Source organism: Streptomyces sp. NPDC002754 (genome assembly GCF_053592315.1).
The window spans coordinates 53,988-70,475 of the sequence record NZ_JBSFVM010000024.1; the positions used below are offsets into that span (position 1 = coordinate 53,988).

11 protein-coding genes and 1 pseudogene are annotated in these 16,488 nt (G+C 70.9%); 8 read left to right on the top strand and 4 right to left on the bottom strand.

The features are described from left to right. Positions 1–51 precede the first annotated feature (51 nt). Positions 52–1,674: an MFS transporter gene (locus tag ACWD2L_RS31685; RefSeq protein ID WP_351341850.1), complete on the top strand. Its 1,623-nt coding sequence runs from the start codon at positions 52–54 to the stop codon at positions 1,672–1,674. 31 nt (positions 1,675–1,705) lie between these two features. Here ACWD2L_RS31685 and ACWD2L_RS31690 read toward each other — a convergent pair whose 3' ends face one another. After that, the gene (locus ACWD2L_RS31690; RefSeq protein WP_351341851.1) at positions 1,706–2,155 is read right to left on the bottom strand and encodes a cell division protein SepF; all 450 of its coding nucleotides are present in this window, start codon (positions 2,153–2,155) and stop codon (positions 1,706–1,708) included. 335 nt (positions 2,156–2,490) lie between these two features. Here ACWD2L_RS31690 and ACWD2L_RS31695 point away from each other — a divergent pair, with 335 nt between their 5' ends. The 5 genes and pseudogenes from ACWD2L_RS31695 to ACWD2L_RS31715 all read left to right on the top strand — a co-directional run bounded on the left by ACWD2L_RS31695 (position 2,491) and on the right by ACWD2L_RS31715 (position 9,206). Next, positions 2,491–3,741 carry a DUF5685 family protein gene (locus ACWD2L_RS31695; RefSeq protein WP_351341853.1) on the top strand — a complete coding sequence of 417 codons (1,251 nt, stop codon included), beginning with the start codon at positions 2,491–2,493 and terminating at the stop codon, positions 3,739–3,741. A 214-nt stretch (positions 3,742–3,955) separates the two neighbouring features. After that, the gene (locus ACWD2L_RS31700) at positions 3,956–4,858 is read left to right on the top strand and encodes a S1 family peptidase (RefSeq protein WP_351341855.1); all 903 of its coding nucleotides are present in this window, start codon (positions 3,956–3,958) and stop codon (positions 4,856–4,858) included. A 163-nt stretch (positions 4,859–5,021) separates the two neighbouring features. Then, the gene (locus tag ACWD2L_RS31705) at positions 5,022–5,954 is read left to right on the top strand and encodes a slipin family protein (protein WP_351341857.1); all 933 of its coding nucleotides are present in this window, start codon (positions 5,022–5,024) and stop codon (positions 5,952–5,954) included. A 230-nt stretch (positions 5,955–6,184) separates the two neighbouring features. Beyond that, positions 6,185–7,267, top strand: a complete 1,083-nt coding sequence (locus ACWD2L_RS31710; protein ID WP_351341859.1) for a S1 family peptidase — start codon at positions 6,185–6,187, stop codon at positions 7,265–7,267. 167 nt (positions 7,268–7,434) lie between these two features. After that, positions 7,435–9,206, top strand: a pseudogene (locus tag ACWD2L_RS31715) (iron-containing alcohol dehydrogenase). A 33-nt stretch (positions 9,207–9,239) separates the two neighbouring features. Here ACWD2L_RS31715 and ACWD2L_RS31720 read toward each other — a convergent pair. Together ACWD2L_RS31720 and ACWD2L_RS31725 are read right to left on the bottom strand one after the other, a co-directional pair. Then, positions 9,240–9,380, bottom strand: a complete 141-nt coding sequence (locus tag ACWD2L_RS31720) for a hypothetical protein (RefSeq protein ID WP_351341861.1) — start codon at positions 9,378–9,380, stop codon at positions 9,240–9,242. 141 nt (positions 9,381–9,521) lie between these two features. Continuing rightward, entirely contained in the window at positions 9,522–10,574 is a 1,053-nt protein-coding gene (locus tag ACWD2L_RS31725; protein ID WP_351341862.1) for a DUF3533 domain-containing protein, read from the bottom strand. A gap of 217 nt (positions 10,575–10,791) precedes the next feature. Here ACWD2L_RS31725 and ACWD2L_RS31730 point away from each other — a divergent pair, with 217 nt between their 5' ends. Next, a complete protein-coding gene (locus ACWD2L_RS31730) occupies positions 10,792–14,292 on the top strand; it encodes a DNA polymerase III subunit alpha (protein WP_351341864.1) in 3,501 nt (1,166 codons plus the stop codon). After that, positions 14,289–15,281: a DNA polymerase Y family protein gene (locus ACWD2L_RS31735; RefSeq protein WP_351341866.1), complete on the top strand. Its 993-nt coding sequence runs from the start codon at positions 14,289–14,291 to the stop codon at positions 15,279–15,281. Before ACWD2L_RS31730 ends, ACWD2L_RS31735 begins: the two co-directional genes overlap by 4 nt. Positions 15,282–15,484: 203 nt before the next feature. Here ACWD2L_RS31735 and ACWD2L_RS31740 read toward each other — a convergent pair whose 3' ends face one another. Continuing rightward, positions 15,485–16,393, bottom strand: a complete 909-nt coding sequence (locus ACWD2L_RS31740; protein ID WP_351341144.1) for a lytic polysaccharide monooxygenase auxiliary activity family 9 protein — start codon at positions 16,391–16,393, stop codon at positions 15,485–15,487. Between the last annotated feature and the right edge of the window lie 95 nt (positions 16,394–16,488).

The window sequence follows — 16,488 nt, forward strand, 5'->3', positions numbered from 1 at the left end:
GTCCCCAGTCCTGGGATCCGCCGAACGCGAGGACCACTGGGAGGTACGTACATGTCCGGGACGAACACGGCCTCCGGGCGCGCGCTCGGGCGCCTGGCCGCCATGGGCACCCGTCCGCACCGCTGGGTCGTCCTCGTCGTCCTGTGCACGAGCCTCCTCCTGGTCGCCCTCGACTCGACCATCCTCTACGTGGCGCTGCCCTCGGTCACCGAGGACCTCAAGCCCACGTCCGTCGAGCTCCTGTGGATCGGCGACGCCTATCCGCTGGTGTGCGCCTCGCTGCTGATCCTGTTCGGCACGCTGGGCGACAGAGTGGGCCGCCGGAAGATCCTGCTGCTCGGCTACGCCCTGTTCGGCGCGGCCTCCGCGCTCGCCGTGTTCTCCGACACCGCACAGGTACTCATCGTGGCCCGCGCCATCCTCGGCATCGGCGGCGCGATGATCATGCCCGCGACGCTCTCGATCCTGCGCGACGTCTTCCCCGACCGGCACGAGCGGGCCGTCGCGATCGGCGTGTGGACCGCGGTCGCCGCGGTCGGCGCCGCCGCGGGCCCCGTGCTCGGCGGCTTCCTCGTCGAGCACTTCTGGTGGGGCTCCGTCTTCCTCATCAACATCCCGCTGATGCTGATCATGCTGCCGCTGTGCCGGGTCCTCGTGCCCGAGTCAAAGGGGCGCAGCGACGGCCCGTGGGACCTGTTCGGCGCGCTGCTCGCCGCGCTCGGTGTGCTCGGTGTCGTCTACGGCATCAAGGAGCTGGGCACCAAGCGCGATCTGCTCGACGCCGAGGCCATCCTGCCGTTCGTCGTCGGCGTCGTGCTGCTCTTCCTCTTCGTGCGCCGCCAGCGCCGCCGCGAGCACCCGCTCATCGACATGAAGCTGTTCTCGCGGGTCGCCTTCTCGACATCCATCGGCTGCATCGTCATCGCGATGCTCGCCCTCGTCGGCCTCGAACTGATCGCGGTCCAGTACCTCCAGCTGGTACTCGGACTCAGCCCGCTCGAGACCGGCCTGCGGATGCTGCCGCTGACCTTCGCCGCGATGACCGCGGGCGTCCTCGGCTCGGCGGTCCTGCGCCGCTTCGGCCCGCGCGCCATGGTGGCGTCCGGCTTCGCGCTGACCGCCTGCGCCGTGCTGATGCTCTGCGCGATGGGCCAGCGGGACCAGCCGTGGCTGCTCGGCCTCGGCTTCGTACTGCTCGGCTTCGGCTTCCAGAGCACGCTGTTCGGGGCCTACGAGTCGATGCTCACGGAGGCTCCCGCGGACGACGCCGGGGGCGCGGCCGCGATCGGCGAGACCTCGTACCAGCTGGGCGCCGGCATGGGCATCGCACTGCTCGGCTCCGTGATGAACGCGGCGTACGCGCCCGGCCTCGGCCATGTGCCGGGGGTCTCGGACGGCACGTCGACGGCCGCGGGGCACTCTCTGGGGGAGGCGTACCAGATCGCCGCGCGGCTCGGGGGCACGGCGGGGGACGCGCTGCAGGATGCCGCGCGCGCCGCGTTCGTGCATGGTCTGCACGTCACGCTGATCGTCAGTGGGGTGCTGCTGTTCCTCGGGGCGCTCGCCGCGCTGCGGCTGCCCCGGCGGATGGAGTGCGAGGCCCCCGCGGCGGACGACGCGGACGTGGCGGCGCCGCGGCGGGCTTCGTCACCGGCGGAGTCCTCGGCCGCGTGACGCGCGGTCCGGGGGGAGGCCCCCGAACCGCTCAGCTCTGATTGAAGAAACCGTCCGTCGGTTCCTTGGCGTCACGGCCCGAGACGATCTGCGTATCCGCGGGACTCAGCAGGAACACCCGCGTGGCGACCCGGTCGATCGAACCCCGGAGCCCGAAGATCAGGCCCGCCGCGAAGTCCACCACGCGCTTGGCGTCGGTCGCCTCCATCGACGTGAGGTTGATGATGACCGGAACCCCGTCCCGGAACATCTCGCCGATCCTGCGCGCGTCCCGGAAGCTGTCGGGGGTCACCGTGCCGATCCGGCGGCCCTTCTCCTGGGCCTCCTCGGAGGCGACCTTCACGCGCGGGTCCGTGACCCAGGCCGCGTCGCCGGCGGCGGCGGGCTCGGGCCCCTCGTCGTAGTCGTCGTCGTAGTAACGCTCTTCATCGTTGTCGTCGACGAGGCCAAGCCAGGCACTCGCCTTGCGCACCGATCCCATGGACGCCTCCTCTCAAGCGGTTCCTCTGCGTTCCGCACTCCGCATGTCGTGCATCCCCAATGTTCGTCCATGATGCAGATGCGACGCCAAGGGGATAGTCGCCGCGCGGGGGTTTCGTGACGGTACTGGTGCACAGTCTGCGTGACGTTGTCCCCCAGTTCCCAAGGGTTGTACGGGATACGGCTGCTGATGGTGAGTGAAATATGATTCTTCACGGCGTATGGGTGACCTTCGGTGCGTACGGGTGAACGAAGGTGCCGCGCAAGGGCTCGATACGATGCCGTCGTCGCGCGCCCGGGTTGACGGGCCGTCACTCGGTGTACGGGGGAGTCTTCTTGTTCGGCATGGTCCGGCCCTGCTCTCATCGGCTCGGTGAGAGCCTCAGAACCCAGTGGATGGCCCACCTCTGCGGGCTCTGTCTGGCGCTGCGCGCAGACCACGGGCAGTTCGCGCGTGTCGTCACCAACTACGACGGTCTGCTCGTCTCGGTTCTGACGGAGGCTCAGAGCGAGCGGGTGGGCGCGGCCGGTGCGTGGCGGCGGCAGGCCGGACCCTGCCCGCTGCGGGGCATGCGCGGCGCTTCCGTCGCACAGGGCGAGGGCGCGCGGCTCGCCGCGGCCGTCTCCCTGGCCCTCGCCTCGGCGAAGGTGCGCGACCATGTCGACGACCGGGACGGGCTGTTCGCGCGCGGGCCCGTGGCCGCCGCCGCGCGGAAGGTCGCCGCTGGCTGGGCAAGGGCCGGGGCCCGCACAGGATCTGACGTCGGGTTCGACACGGCGGTCCTGGCCGAGGCCGTCGAGCGGCAGGCCGGCGTCGAGGCGCTCGCGGGGCCCGGCACCCCTGTTCTCGCCGTGACCGAGCCGACCGAGACCGCGACCGCCGCCGCCTTCGCGCACACCGCGACGCTCGCCGGGCGGCCGGGGAACGCCGAGCCGCTCGCCGAGGTGGGCCGGCTGTTCGGGCGGCTCGCGCACCTGCTGGACGCCGTCGAGGACCGGGACGCCGATGCCGCGGCCGGCGCGTGGAACCCGCTCACCGCCACCGGCACTTCGGCCACCGAGGCGCGGCGGCTCGCCGACGACGCCCTGCGCGGCATCCGGCTCGCGCTCCGCGACGTCGACTTCGTGGACGGCAAGCTGGCCCACCTGCTGCTCGCGCACGAGCTGGGGCGCTCCGTGGACCGGGCGTTCGGGACCGGGGGCTGCGCCACCGCCCACGCGCACTCCGGGGCGGCGTCGACGCCGCAGCACGGCGACGAATCCGCGCCGCACACGCCGTACGGGCCCGGGAGTTCGGGGCCGTACGGGTCCCACAATCCGTACGGCGGCGGTGGCTCCGGCGGTCCGGGTGGGCCCGGCGGCTCCGGCGGCGACCCGTTCGGGAAGTCGCCGAAGCCCGGGAAGCGGGGGCTGTTCGCCGGGTGCGCCGTCGCGATCGGGCTGTGCTGCACCTGCAAGGTGTGCTGTGCCGAGGAGTACGAGGGGGCCTGGTCGCGGAAGAAGCGCGAGGGCTGCTGCCGCAACTGCGACGGACCCGACTGCTGCGACTGCTGTGATTGCTGCTCGTGCTGTGACTGCGGGGTCTGAGACACCGGCCCCGTACAGGTCGGCAGCGGTTGCGAAGAATTGAGGGAAGTCCGAAAGGCACTCTTGTGCGGGGCTGTTCGACCGGCGAATACTCCCGTCAGCGATTGTCAGGGGCACGGCGGGTCCGGAATCCGGACAACCGTCGGTTCCTGACTGCGCCTCACGGGCCCCATCCCCACGAGGGCCCCCAAGTTCCCTATGGGAGGAACGAGCAGTGAGGATCAAGCGCAGCACCCCCCGCAGTGGCAGAACCAGATCGACCCGGCTGATCGCCGTCGGTTCCGGTCTGCTCGCCGTGGCAGCCTTCGCGATTCCCTCCGCGAACGCGTCCGACGCGTCGCAGACGTTCAGCGCCTCCGAACTCACCCAGACCCGGGACGCCGTCCGGTCCGCCGATGTCGCAGGCACCGCCTGGGCCGTCGACTCCAAGACCAAACAGGTCGTCGTCACCGTCGACAGCACGGTCTCGCAGGCCGAGATCAACAAGATCGAGAAGGCGGCCGGCGACACCGCGGGCGCCCTCAAGGTCGAGCGCACGGCGGGCACCTTCAAGAAGCTGATATCCGGCGGCGACGCCATCTACGCGAGCAGCTGGCGCTGCTCACTCGGCTTCAACGTCCGCAACAGCGCCGGGACCTACTACTTCCTGACCGCCGGTCACTGCACCGACGGCGCCGGGACCTGGTGGTCCAACTCCGCGCACACCTCGACCGTGGGCAGCACCACCGGATCCAGCTTCCCCGGCAACGACTACGGCATCGTCAAGTACGCGAGCGGTGTCGCGCATGCCGGCACCGTCGGCAGCCAGGACATCACGAGTGCGGCGACCCCCTCCGTGGGGACGACCGTCACCCGGCGCGGCTCCACCACCGGCATCCACAGCGGCAAGGTGACCGCCCTCAACGCCACCGTGAACTACGGCGGCGGCGACATCGTCTCCGGCCTCATCCAGACCACGGTCTGCGCCGAGCCCGGTGACTCCGGAGGCCCGCTCTACGGCGGCACCAAGGCCTACGGCCTGACCTCCGGCGGCAGCGGCAACTGCTCCTCCGGCGGCACCACGTTCTTCCAACCGGTTACCGAGGCACTCAGCGCGTACGGCGTGAGCGTCTACTGATCCGACCGCTGCACCCTGTCGTACGTTCCGCAGTCGCAGCCAGCAAAGGGAGCCCCCGTCCGGCCATTTCGGCCGGGCGGGGGCTCTCCCTATGTGCCCCTTACGGGGCTACCGTCGAAGTACACGCCTTTTGCGCCCACTTCGGACCCTGGGGGACCGTGAGATGGTCGAGGAACTGGTGACGGCGGGAGTGGCCGTCGTATGTGCCGGCGGGGTCTATGTGATGTCCGCGGCGCGGGTCGTCAAGCAGTACGAGCGCGGGGTGGTGTTCCGGCTCGGCCGGCTCACCAGGTCCGTGCGCGGGCCGGGGTTCACGATGGTCGTGCCGTTCGTGGACCGGCTCCGTAAGGTCAACATGCAGATCGTGACGATGCCGGTGCCCGCGCAGGACGGCATCACGCGGGACAACGTCACGGTGCGGGTGGACGCCGTCATCTACTTCAAGGTCGTCGACGCGGCGGAGGCCGTGGTGCAGGTCGAGGACTACCGGTTCGCCGTCTCGCAGATGGCGCAGACCTCGCTGCGGTCCATCATCGGCAAGAGCGACCTGGACGATCTGCTGTCGAACCGCGAACAGCTCAACCAGGGGCTGGAGTTGATGATCGACAGCCCGGCAGTGGGCTGGGGCGTGCAGATCGACCGGGTCGAGATAAAGGACGTGTCGCTGCCGGAGACCATGAAGCGCTCGATGGCACGGCAGGCCGAGGCCGACCGTGAGCGCAGGGCCCGAGTCATCAACGCCGACGCCGAGTTGCAGGCCTCGAAGAAGCTCGCCGAGGCCGCCGAGGTGATGTCCGATCAGCCGGCCGCCCTCCAACTCCGGCTGTTGCAGACGGTGGTGGCGGTCGCGGCCGAGAAGAACTCGACGTTGGTGCTGCCCTTCCCGGTCGAACTGCTGCGCTTCCTGGAGCGGGCCACGCCCGGGGACGCGGAGCACGCGGCGCGGGCAGCCGTCACACAACTCGCCGATGGGGCGCTTCCGGGGCTGACCGAGGCGTCGGCGCCCGAGTCCGCGTCCGAGGAGAGGGATGCGGCGAGTCCCCCCGAACCCACGGTGAATGGCGGCCAAGCAGGGGCGAAATCCGGACAGGACTAGACCTCACCCTCCGCCCATCCAAGGATGCACGGTGTGTGTGCGGTGGGGGTCCACGTGGGGCGCGGGGGCGCACTCAAGGGGTAGAGGGCGTACGACGGTTGACGAACGCGCGTCCGGAAGTCGACCTTGTGTGTTCGCTGTGACGGTCGGGATAGTGGGCCAGTCAGCCTCACGGATCCGGTCCGACCCCACTCGAACCGGCATCCCAACCCCCCACAGGAGGACGAGAGTTGAAGCACCGACGCATACCCAAGCGACGTGTCGCAGTGGTTGGAGCGGGAATCTTCGCCCTGGCCGCCGCGGGCATCACCCTCCAGACCGCGAACGCCAGCACCGACGTACCGGACGTGGCCGCGCAGCAGCTGTCGATCACCAAGGCCGGAACTCTCGCCTCGTCCCTGACGAAGGACCTGGGCGCGGACTCGGCGGGCAGCTACTACGACGCCAAGGCCAAGCAGCTCGTCGTCAACGTCCTTGACGAGGACGCCGCGAAGACGGCCGAGGCCGCCGGCGCGAAGGCCAGAGTCGTCCAGAACTCCCTGGCCGACCTGAAGGGCGCACGGACGACCCTGAAGCAGGACGCGACCATCCCGGGCACGTCCTGGGCGGTGAACCCCGCCACCAACAAGGTCGTCGTCACCGCCGACCGTACGGTCAAGGGATCTGCCTGGAACCAGCTCACCGGAGTCGTCGAGAAGCTCGGCGGAAAGGCCGAACTCAAGCGCAGCCAGGGCGAGTTCAAGCCGTTCGTCTCGGGCGGCGACGCCATCACCGGGGGCGGCGGCCGCTGTTCCCTCGGCTTCAACGTGACCAAGGGCGGTGAGCCGTTCTTCCTCACGGCCGGCCACTGCACCGAGTCGATCTCGACCTGGACCGACTCCAGCGGCCAGGAGATCGGCACGAACGCCGACTCCCAGTTCCCGGACAACGACTTCGGGCTCGTGAAGTACGCGTCCGGCGTCGACCACCCCAGCGAGGTCAACCTCTACGACGGGTCCGCGCAGGAGATCACGAAGGCGGCCGAAGCGACCGTCGGCATGCAGGTCACCCGCTCCGGCTCCACCACGCAGGTGCACGACGGCACGGTGAAGGGCCTCGACGCCACCGTGAACTACGGCAACGGCGACATCGTCAACGGCCTCATCCAGACCGACGTCTGCGCCGAGCCCGGTGACAGCGGCGGCTCGCTCTTCTCCGGCGACTCGGCGATCGGCCTCACCTCCGGCGGCAGCGGCGACTGCACGTCCGGCGGCGAGACCTTCTTCCAGCCGGTGACGGAGGCGCTCTCCGCCACAGGCACGGAAATCGGCTGACCGACTGACGCATTGGGCCCCGCCCCCCGGGAGACCGGGGGCGGGGCTTTTGCATGGTGGCGCGGGACCTTGGTCCCACGGGCCGAGGACGTTCCCCGCCCCATCAGCGGAGCCCAAAGGTGTGGAATTGAGGCATCAGCGAGAAAGGCGTGAAAAAGGAGCCTGCCGTGGATGCCGAGGGGACAGTTCAGGGGACGGTCGACGAACTGGTCGCTGGAGCGCGCGAGGCGCTCGCGAGGTTCGAGACGTACGACCAGGAACAGGTCGACGACATCGTCTTCGCCTTCCACCCCAGCGCCCAGAAGTGCTCCGCCGAAGCCGCGCGCATCGTGCGCGACGCGGCGATCGAGGCCGGCGCCCCCGCGCACTGCGTGCAGTGGATCGAGGAGCCGTCGATGGCGGCGACGGGCCTCCTGATGAACCACGAGGGCGTCTCCACGATCCTCGCCACCGGCGGAAACGCCATGGTCAAGGCCGCCTACTCGTGCGGAAGGCCCGCCCTCGGCGTCAGCGCGGGCAACGTACCCGCGTACGTCGCCAAGGACGCCAAGCTGGGCCGCGCCATCCACGACATCGTGCTCTCCAAGGCCTTCGACAACGGCATGATCTGCGCCTCCGAGCAGGCCGTGATCCTCGACCGGGAGATCTACGAGGACGGCATCGCCGAGATGGAGCGATTGGGCGCGCATGTCGTGACCGCCGCCGAAAAGACCAAGCTGGAGGAGTTCGTCTTCGGCGCCACCGCCCACGGCGGCGACTGCTCGGGCGCCGAGCTCAACGCGTCGGTCGTCGGCAGGTCCGCCGTCTGGATCGCGGAGCAGGCCGGTTTCGAGATCCCCGAGGACACCTCGATCCTCGTCGCCGAGTGCGCCGAGGTCGGCCCGGACGAGCCGCTCACCCGCGAGAAGCTCTCCCCGATCCTCGCTGCCCTCAAGGCGAACGACACGGAGCACGGCCTCGAACTGGCCGCGCGGATGGTCGTTCGCCGATGGACGCCGCGAAGATCATGTGGCTGATGTACGAGCACCCCGAGATCGAGTTCGCGGACACGAAGGAGAAGTTCTTCGACATCCGCAAGCGGGCCTGCACGTTCCCGCAGTTGGGCGAGAAGGCGAAGCTCGTCGCCATCCCGACCACGTCCGGCACCGGCTCCGGGGTCACCCCCTTCGCCGTTATCTCCGACCCGGCCGCCGCCCAGAAGTACCCCCTTGCGGACTACGCGCTCACCCCGAACGTCGCGATCATCGACCCGATGCTGCCGATGAACCTGCCGCCCACCGTGACCGCCGACTCCGGCTTCGACGCGCTGACCCACGCCACCGAGGCGTACGTCTCCGTGTACGCGAACGACTTCACCGACGGCCAGTGCCTCCAGGCCATCAGGCTCATCTTCGAGAACCTGGAGGCGTGCGTGACGGAGGGTGCCAGGGCCCCCGAGGCGCGCGAGAAGATGCACAACGCCTCCACCATCGCGGGCATGGCCTTCGCCAACGCCTTCCTCGGCCTCGTCCACGCTATGGCACACACCCTCGGCAACACCTTCCACGTCGCCCACGGCCGCACCAACGCGCTGCTCCTCCCGCACGTCATCCGGCACAACGGCACCGTCTCGTACAAGGCGACGCCGTGGCCGAAGGCCGAGACGTACCGGGCGCCCGAGCGGCTGCAGGACATCGCGAAGATGCTCGGCCTGCCCGCGGCCACCCCCGAAGAAGGCGTGGAGTCGTACGCGAAGGCCGTCGAGGAACTGCGCGAGCGGTGCGGCATCCCGGCGTCGTTCCGTGCAGAGGGCGTCGACGAAGGGGAGTTCATGGCGGCCCTGCCGCAGCAGGCCATGAACGCCTACGCCGACCAGTGCGCGCCCGCCAATCCGCGGATGCCGATGATCGACGACATGAAGCGGCTGATGCGGCAGGCGTACTACGGGACCATCGCGTAGCGCTCCGGGCCGAGCCCGTCGGGTCGTGTCAGGTCACGACTCGACGGGCTCCAGCATCAGGGCCTTCGCCATCCAGAACAGGCCGAATCCGCCGATGAAGAAGCCGACGGTGGGCACGTCGCCCGCCGCCAGCTTCTCGGGGAAGATGCCCGCGTCGATACCGGTGGCGATCATCGTGGCGACAATGCTGTGTCTTCTGGGGGACGCCCCAGAACCCCGCCGTCAGGCCGAGCGGGCCGAGCTGTGCCTGGGCCGTCGGTTCCATTCGTTTGACGGAGCTGGCTTGGGCGGCCGGGCCCGAGCGGTGCGGGAAGTTCACGCGGTGGGCTCTGGGGCCGGCTCGGTGGCCGGCCCGCCCCGCGCGCCCCGCCGCTTCTCGCGCAGGCCCGACACCAGCAGCGTCACGACGATGCCCACCACCGCCCACGCGGACAGGACGAGCAGCGAGTGGGTGAGGTCGTTGCCCTTGAAGTAGGCGATGGAGCGGGCCGCCCAGGTGCCCGCGCCCGGCGGCAGCCAGGGGCCGATCGCCTGCCAGAACGGCGGCAGCATCGGCAGCGGGAAGGCGCCGCCCGCGCTCGGGTTGCCCGCGATGACGATCAGCAGGACCGCAAGCCCGATGCCGACGACGCCGGTGAGTTCCTCCAGGGCGAGCGTGACCGCGCCGACCGCGAGGGTGATCAGGGCGCCGAGTCCGGCCAGGCCCCAGAAGGCTCCTGGCAGCGCGCCCAGGATCGAGTCGCCGATGATCAGTGAGCCGCCGATGCCGCCCACGATCGAGAAGACCGCGAGCGAGCCGAGCCGGATGGCGGAGCGCTGCGGGCTCGCGGGTTTGGATCCGGCGCTGATCGCCATGATCGAGGCGCACAGATAGCCGCCGACGCACCAGCCGACGACCAGATAGAAGGCCGAGAGCCCGTCGAAGTCCTGCTGCGAGGCGGGTGCCACGTCGACGGTCCGCACCGTGCGCTGCTGCTGGGCGTCGATCGTGGTGGCCAGGCCCTGGAGGGAGGAGGCCAGGACGGTGCCGCCGCCGGACGCGACGTAGAGGGTGTCCTGCGTGCCCTTGGCCTTGAACACCAGGGCGCCGTCGATCTCCCGGTTCAGGACCTGCTGGCGGGCCGTCTTCGCGTCGTCCACCACCCGCGCGTCCAGCGGGGAGCCGGGCAGCTTGTCCAGCTGCTGGGCGAGCTGCTTCGCCGCCGCGGGCTGCGGCGCGACGACGCCGAACGCGACGTCCTTCGGCTTCGGATTGTGCAGCGCCCCCACGTACGAGGTGATGAACAGGAGCTGGAGAGCCAGGACGCCGATGACGAGGAGCGCGGCTCTGGGCGTGACGGCGGATCTGAACTCTTCGGCGAACTTCATGTCCCCCACGGTCGGGCGGGGGCCGGGCGCGTGCAGTCGGGGAGGGCCGAACGGGTGGGTGGCGGGTTCCGGGCAGGTTCCCGGGTGGCTGTTTCGACTCGCACAAGTATTCGAACATGGTTTACGGTGAGGGCATCGGCCCTGATGAGGCTGGTGTGGCAGGTCGTACAGGTCTGGCAGGTCGGATAGAGGGGGGAGTAGTGACGAGGTGGTTCGGATGCGGGGCTTTACGCATCTGCACACCGCCTCGGGCTTCTCCCTGCGGTACGGGGCCTCGCACCCGGACGCGCTCGCCGAGCGCGCCGCCGAGCGCGGCCTCGACGCCCTCGCGCTGACCGACCGGGACACCCTCGGCGGCGCCGTCCGCTTCGCCAAGGCCGCGGGCAGGGCCGGTATCCGGCCACTGTTCGGGGTGGACCTCGCCGTGGCCGCGCCCGCCGAGGTGGCCGAGCGCACCGAGCGGCGGCGCGCACCGGCCAGGGGTGGCGCGTTCGTCGACGAGTCGGCGCAGCGCGTGACGTTCCTCGCCCGGGGCGGCGCGGACGGCTGGGCCGAACTGTGCCGGCTCGTCACCGCGGCGCACCGGGACGCGGGCATCGGCTCCGGGGGGAGCCGCCGGCCCCTGTTGCCCTGGGGCGTGCTGGGGGTGGACCACGGCCCCGGCGGCCCCGTCTTCGTACTGCTCGGCCCGGACTCGGACGTCGGCCGCGCGCTCGCCGCGGGACGCCCGGACCGCGCGGCCCGGCTGCTCGCGCCCTGGCGGGAGCGGTACGGCAGCGCGGCGCTGCGCATCGAGGTCGTCTCCCACGGCCTGAGCGGCACCGGCTCCGGCTCACTGCGCCATGCCGCCCGCGCCCTCGGCTTCGCCGCCGACCAGGGGATCCTCCCCGTACTCAGCAACGCCGTCCGCTACGCCGACGCCGGACAGGGGCAGGTCGCCGACGTCCTCGACTCCGCGCGCCGCCTGGTGCCGATCGACCCGCGCGGGACGCTCGACAGCGGCGAGCGGTGGCTCAAGCCGGCCACCGACATGGCACGCGTCGCCGAGCAGGTCGCCGAGGCCGCCGGATACGGCGCCAACACCGCGCACCGCCTCCTCGCCGTCACCGAGGAGACCGCCCAGGCCTGCCGCGTCGACCCCGAGGACGACCTGGGGCTCGGCCGCGTGCACTTCCCTGAACCGGACCTCGTCGGCGCCGCCCGGCGCACCCCCGACCGGGTGCTGCGCTCGCGCTGCACCGCCGCGATGCTGGCCCGCCGCTACGACTACAAGCGCCGGTACTGGGAGCGTCTGGAGAGCGAGTTGGGCCTGATCGAACGGCTCGGCTACGCCTCGTACTTCCTCACCGTCGCCCAAGTCATCGCCGATACACGGGAGTTGGGCATACGGGTCGCCGCGCGTGGTTCCGGTGCTGGCTCGCTGGTCAACCATCTGCTCGGCATCGCCACGGCCGACCCGGTCGAACACGGACTCCTCATGGAGCGCTTCCTGTCCGAGCAGCGGATGGAGCTGCCCGACATCGACATCGACGTGGAGTCCGCCCGCCGCCTGGACGTCTACCGGGCGATCCTGGACCGCTTCGGGCCCGAGCGGGTGGCCACCGTGTCCATGCCGGAGACCTACCGGGTCCGCCATGCCGTACGGGACGTGGGCCTCGCCCTCGGCATGGAGCCGGCCGATGTGGACCGGCTCGCGAAGTCCTTCCCGCACATCCGCGCCCGCGACGCACGCTCCGCGCTCCAGGAACTCCCTGAGCTGCGCGGCATCGACCCGGACGCGTACCCGCCGAAGCTGTGGGACCTGGTCGAGGCGCTCGACGCGCTGCCGCGCGGGATCGCCATGCACCCGTGCGGGGTGCTGCTCTCGGACACGTCCCTGCTGCGGCGCACGCCGGTCGTGCCGACCAGCACCGAGGGCTTTCCCATGGCCCAGTTCGACAAGGAGGACGTGGAGGACCTCGGCCTGCTCAAGCTCGACGTCCTCGGGGTGCGGATGCAGTCCGCGATGGCGCACTCGGTCGCCGAGATCGAACGGTCGACCGGGGAGCGGGTGGAGCTCGACGACCCGGAACAGGTGCCGCCGGGCGACCCGAAGACGTATCAACTCATCCAGTCCTCACAGACCTTGGGCTGCTTCCAGACCGAGTCGCCGGGCCAGCGCGATCTGCTCGCGCGGCTGCGGCCCGAGACCTTCCACGACCTGGTCGTGGACATCTCGCTGTTCCGGCCCGGCCCGGTCGCGGCCAACATGGTCGACCCGTTCATCAAGGCGCGGCACGGCAAGCAGGCGCCCGCGTACCCGCATCGGGATCTGAAGGACGCGCTGGAGGAGACGTGCGGCGTGGTCGTCTTCCACGAGCAGATCATCAAGATGCTGCACGTGATGACCGGGTGCAGCCTCGCCTTCGGCGACTACACGCGGCGGACGCTGTCGAAGGCGGACCAACTCGGGCGGGTGCGCGCCTGGTTCGCGCAGCAGGCCCGTAGGCGCGGATACGAGGAGGAGGTCGTGAAGCGGACCTGGGAGATCATCGAGGCGTTCGGCGCGTACGGGTTCTGCAAGGCGCACGCCGTCGCGTTCGCCGTGCCCTCGTACCAGTCGGCGTGGCTGAAGGCGCACCATCCGGCCGCGTTCTACGCGGGGTTGCTCACGCACGACCCCGGCATGTACCCGAAGCGGCTGCTGCTCGCGGACGCGCGGCGGTGGGGGGTGCCGGTGCTGCCGCTCGATGTGAACGCGTCGGACCCGGTCTATCGAATCGAACTGGTGTCTGATCTGAATGGCGGGGACGGTCCCGCTTTGGTGCACGGTGTCCGGCTCGCGCTCGGTGATGTGCGCGGCATGAGCGACGCCGAGGCGGAGCGGATCGTCGCGGGACGCCCCTACGTCTCGCTCCAGGACTTCCTCTCCCGCGCCCGCCCGTCCCGCCCGGTCGCCGAACGCCTCGCGCAGGTCGGCGCGTTGGACGCCTTCGGGCGCAACCGGCGGGACCTGATGCTGCACATCGCCGAGTCGCAGCGGAGCGGACGGGGCGGCGCGCAGGGCCAGTTGGCGCTCGGCGAGACGGGAGAGGCCCCCGCCGAGGTGGCCCCCGCCCAGCTGCCCGACCTCGACGACGCGGAACGGCTCGGCGCCGAGCTCGGCGTGCTCGGCATGGACACCTCGCGCCATCTCCTGGGCGACCACCGGGATTTGCTCGACGAACTGGGCGTGGCCTCCGCACACCGCCTCAAGGACCTGCCGCACGGACAGGTGGTCCTGGTCGCCGGCGCGAAGGGCGCCGTACAGACACCACCGGTCCGCTCCGGCAAACGCGTCATCTTCACGACGCTCGACGACACCTCGGGCCTGGTCGACTGCGCGTTCTTCGAGGACAGCCACGACGCGTCCGCGCACACCGTCTTCCACTCCTGGCTGCTCCTCGTACGCGGCGTCGTGCAGCGCCGCGGCGGCGGCAACGGCAAGGCGCTCTCGGTCACCGGATCCGCCGCCTGGGACCTCGCCGAACTCGCCGAACTGCGCCGCGCGGGGGGCCTGTCGGCGGTGACGGACCGGCTCACCGAGGCCCACGCCCCGGCCCCCGCCGCGGCGGACAGCCGCAGCATCCACCTGGAGACCGGTTACGACCTTCACCCCTGGGCGGACCTCCAGCCACCCGGCGAATCCGTCAAGCAGAGCCGCAAGTTGTGGCACCAGAGCCCGGGGAGCGCGGGATGACGAAAGGAGACGGTGTCCAGGTGCCGCAGGTTCTGTACGTGCACTTCCACGACCTCGTGGACGAGCAGCTCTACCTCCGACTGCTCGCCCTGCTCGCCGAGTTCACGCCCCTCGTGCAGGCGCTGCCGCCGGACGCCGCGCTCGTCGACGTCACGGGCAGCCTGCGCTACTTCGGCACGGACGCGCTCGCCCTGGCCGAGCGGATCCGGGCCCGCACCGGGGGTCTGTACGGGCTCCGCTCGACCATCGGCGTCGCCGCGAACCCGATGCTGGCCCGCATGGTCGCCGTCGACGGGCCGCCCTCGGCGGTCCGTGAACTCCCCGCCGACCTGGACGCGGTCACCGCCTTCCTCGCGCACAAACCGGCCGCCGCGCTGTACGGCGTGGGGCCGGCGACCGCCCGCACCCTGTCCTCGTACGGCCTCGACAGCATCGGCCGGATCGCCGCCGCGCCGCTCGGCACCCTGCAACGGATCCTCGGCGCCGCCGCGGGGCGCCGGCTGCACGACGCGGCCCGCGGCCTCGACCCGACAACGGTGGTCCCGGCGGCCCCGGCTCGCTCGATCCGCGTCGAACACGACTTCCCGCAGGACGAGTTGGACCGCGACCGGCAGCGGGCCGCGCTGCTCGCGCTCACCGACCGGCTCGGGCTGCGGCTGCGTGCGGAGGGGCAGGCGGCCGGGTCCCTTGCGCTGACCGTGCGTTATGTGGATCGCAGCGTGACGACCCGTACGGGCAGTCTGCGGGAGGCGTCCGCCCATACCCCGGCGTTGACCTCGTTCGCGTACGAGCTTCATGAGCGGCTCGGGTTGCAGCGGGCCCGTGTGCGGTCCTTCGCGTTGCGGGCCGAGAGGTTGGTTTCGGCGGAGCGGGCGGCGCGGCAGCTTTTGTTCGATTCGGCGGATGAGCGGGCGCGGTCCCTGGAGGCTGCCGCCGACCGCACCCGCACCAAATTCGGCCCATCCATGGTCCGCCCTGCGGCGGCCTGAGCCGATCCCCTGCGGGGGGCTGAGCCAATCAAGCCCCTGCGGCGATTGAGCAGGCGGCTCCCGGGCCGAAACCCGGGGCTCCGCCCCGGACCCCGCTCCTCAATCGCCGGAGGGGCTTGAAAGGCCTGCTCAATCGCCGCAGGGGCTTGAATGGCCCGACCGCCGCGCGGGTTTGAATGGTGCGATCGCCGCAGGGGATTGGGCTACCGGATGTGGCGGCCAGTCGTTGCGCGGCGGCGCATCGAGGCGAACAGGCCCGCCGCGCCGATCGCCAGGGCAGCCGCGCCGCCCATCGCGATGTACGGGGTGGCGGAGTCGCCCCCCGTCTCCGCCAGGTTCTCCGAACCTCCCTGCGCCGCAGGGGCGTTGGCGTCGTCGTCACCCATGTCCATACCACTGTGGTCGACCGTCGACTTGTCCGCGTCCGCCGCGATCTGCTGGTCCGAGGGCTCGGCCGCCGCGGCCGCGGACGCACCCCCGTACGTCACGTCCGAGCAGGAGTAGAACGCCTCCGGGCTGTCCGAGCGCTGCCAGATGCCGTAGACCAGCTGGCGGCCCGTACGGTCAGGGAGCTTCCCGGAGAACGTGTAGTAGCCGCCCGACGCCGTCGGATCCGTCTTCGTCGCGACCGGGTTCTCCAGGTCCAGGTCGGACCACTTCAGCGGCTTCGACGCGTCGTAGCCCTGCTTCGTCATGTAGAGGTTGAACGTGCCCTTGTGCTGGGCGGTCACCTTGTACTTGAAGGTGTACGAGCCCGCCGAGACCTTCGTCGCGGGCCAGTCGTCGCGGGCCAGGTCCATGCCCTTGAACTCGTCCGAGTTCGCCGAGCACAGCTTGCCGTCCGGGATGTTCTCCTGGTGCTTGCCGCCGGCGGCACCGTCCCGGATGCCGTTCCAGTCGTACAGGGCCTGCGGGCCGCCCTCGGCGACCGCCGCCTTGCACGCCGCCGACGTGGGGCTCTCGGCGCCCTCCGCGTAACAGGCGGCGACCCGGCTGGCGGGGTCACCGAGCGTGCCGTGCGCTGCCGCGGGGGTGGCGGACAGGGCGGTGAACGCGAGGGGGATCGCGCCGACCGTGGTGAGCGCGGCGAGCTTGCGGCGGCTTGCGGGCATGGGGGTACTCCTTGATCGAGTTGCATTGGGGGGTGCGGCAAGGAAGTTAGCCCGAAAAAACGCCCTGTTCGGCCCCTGGGAGCGCTCCGAGTGGA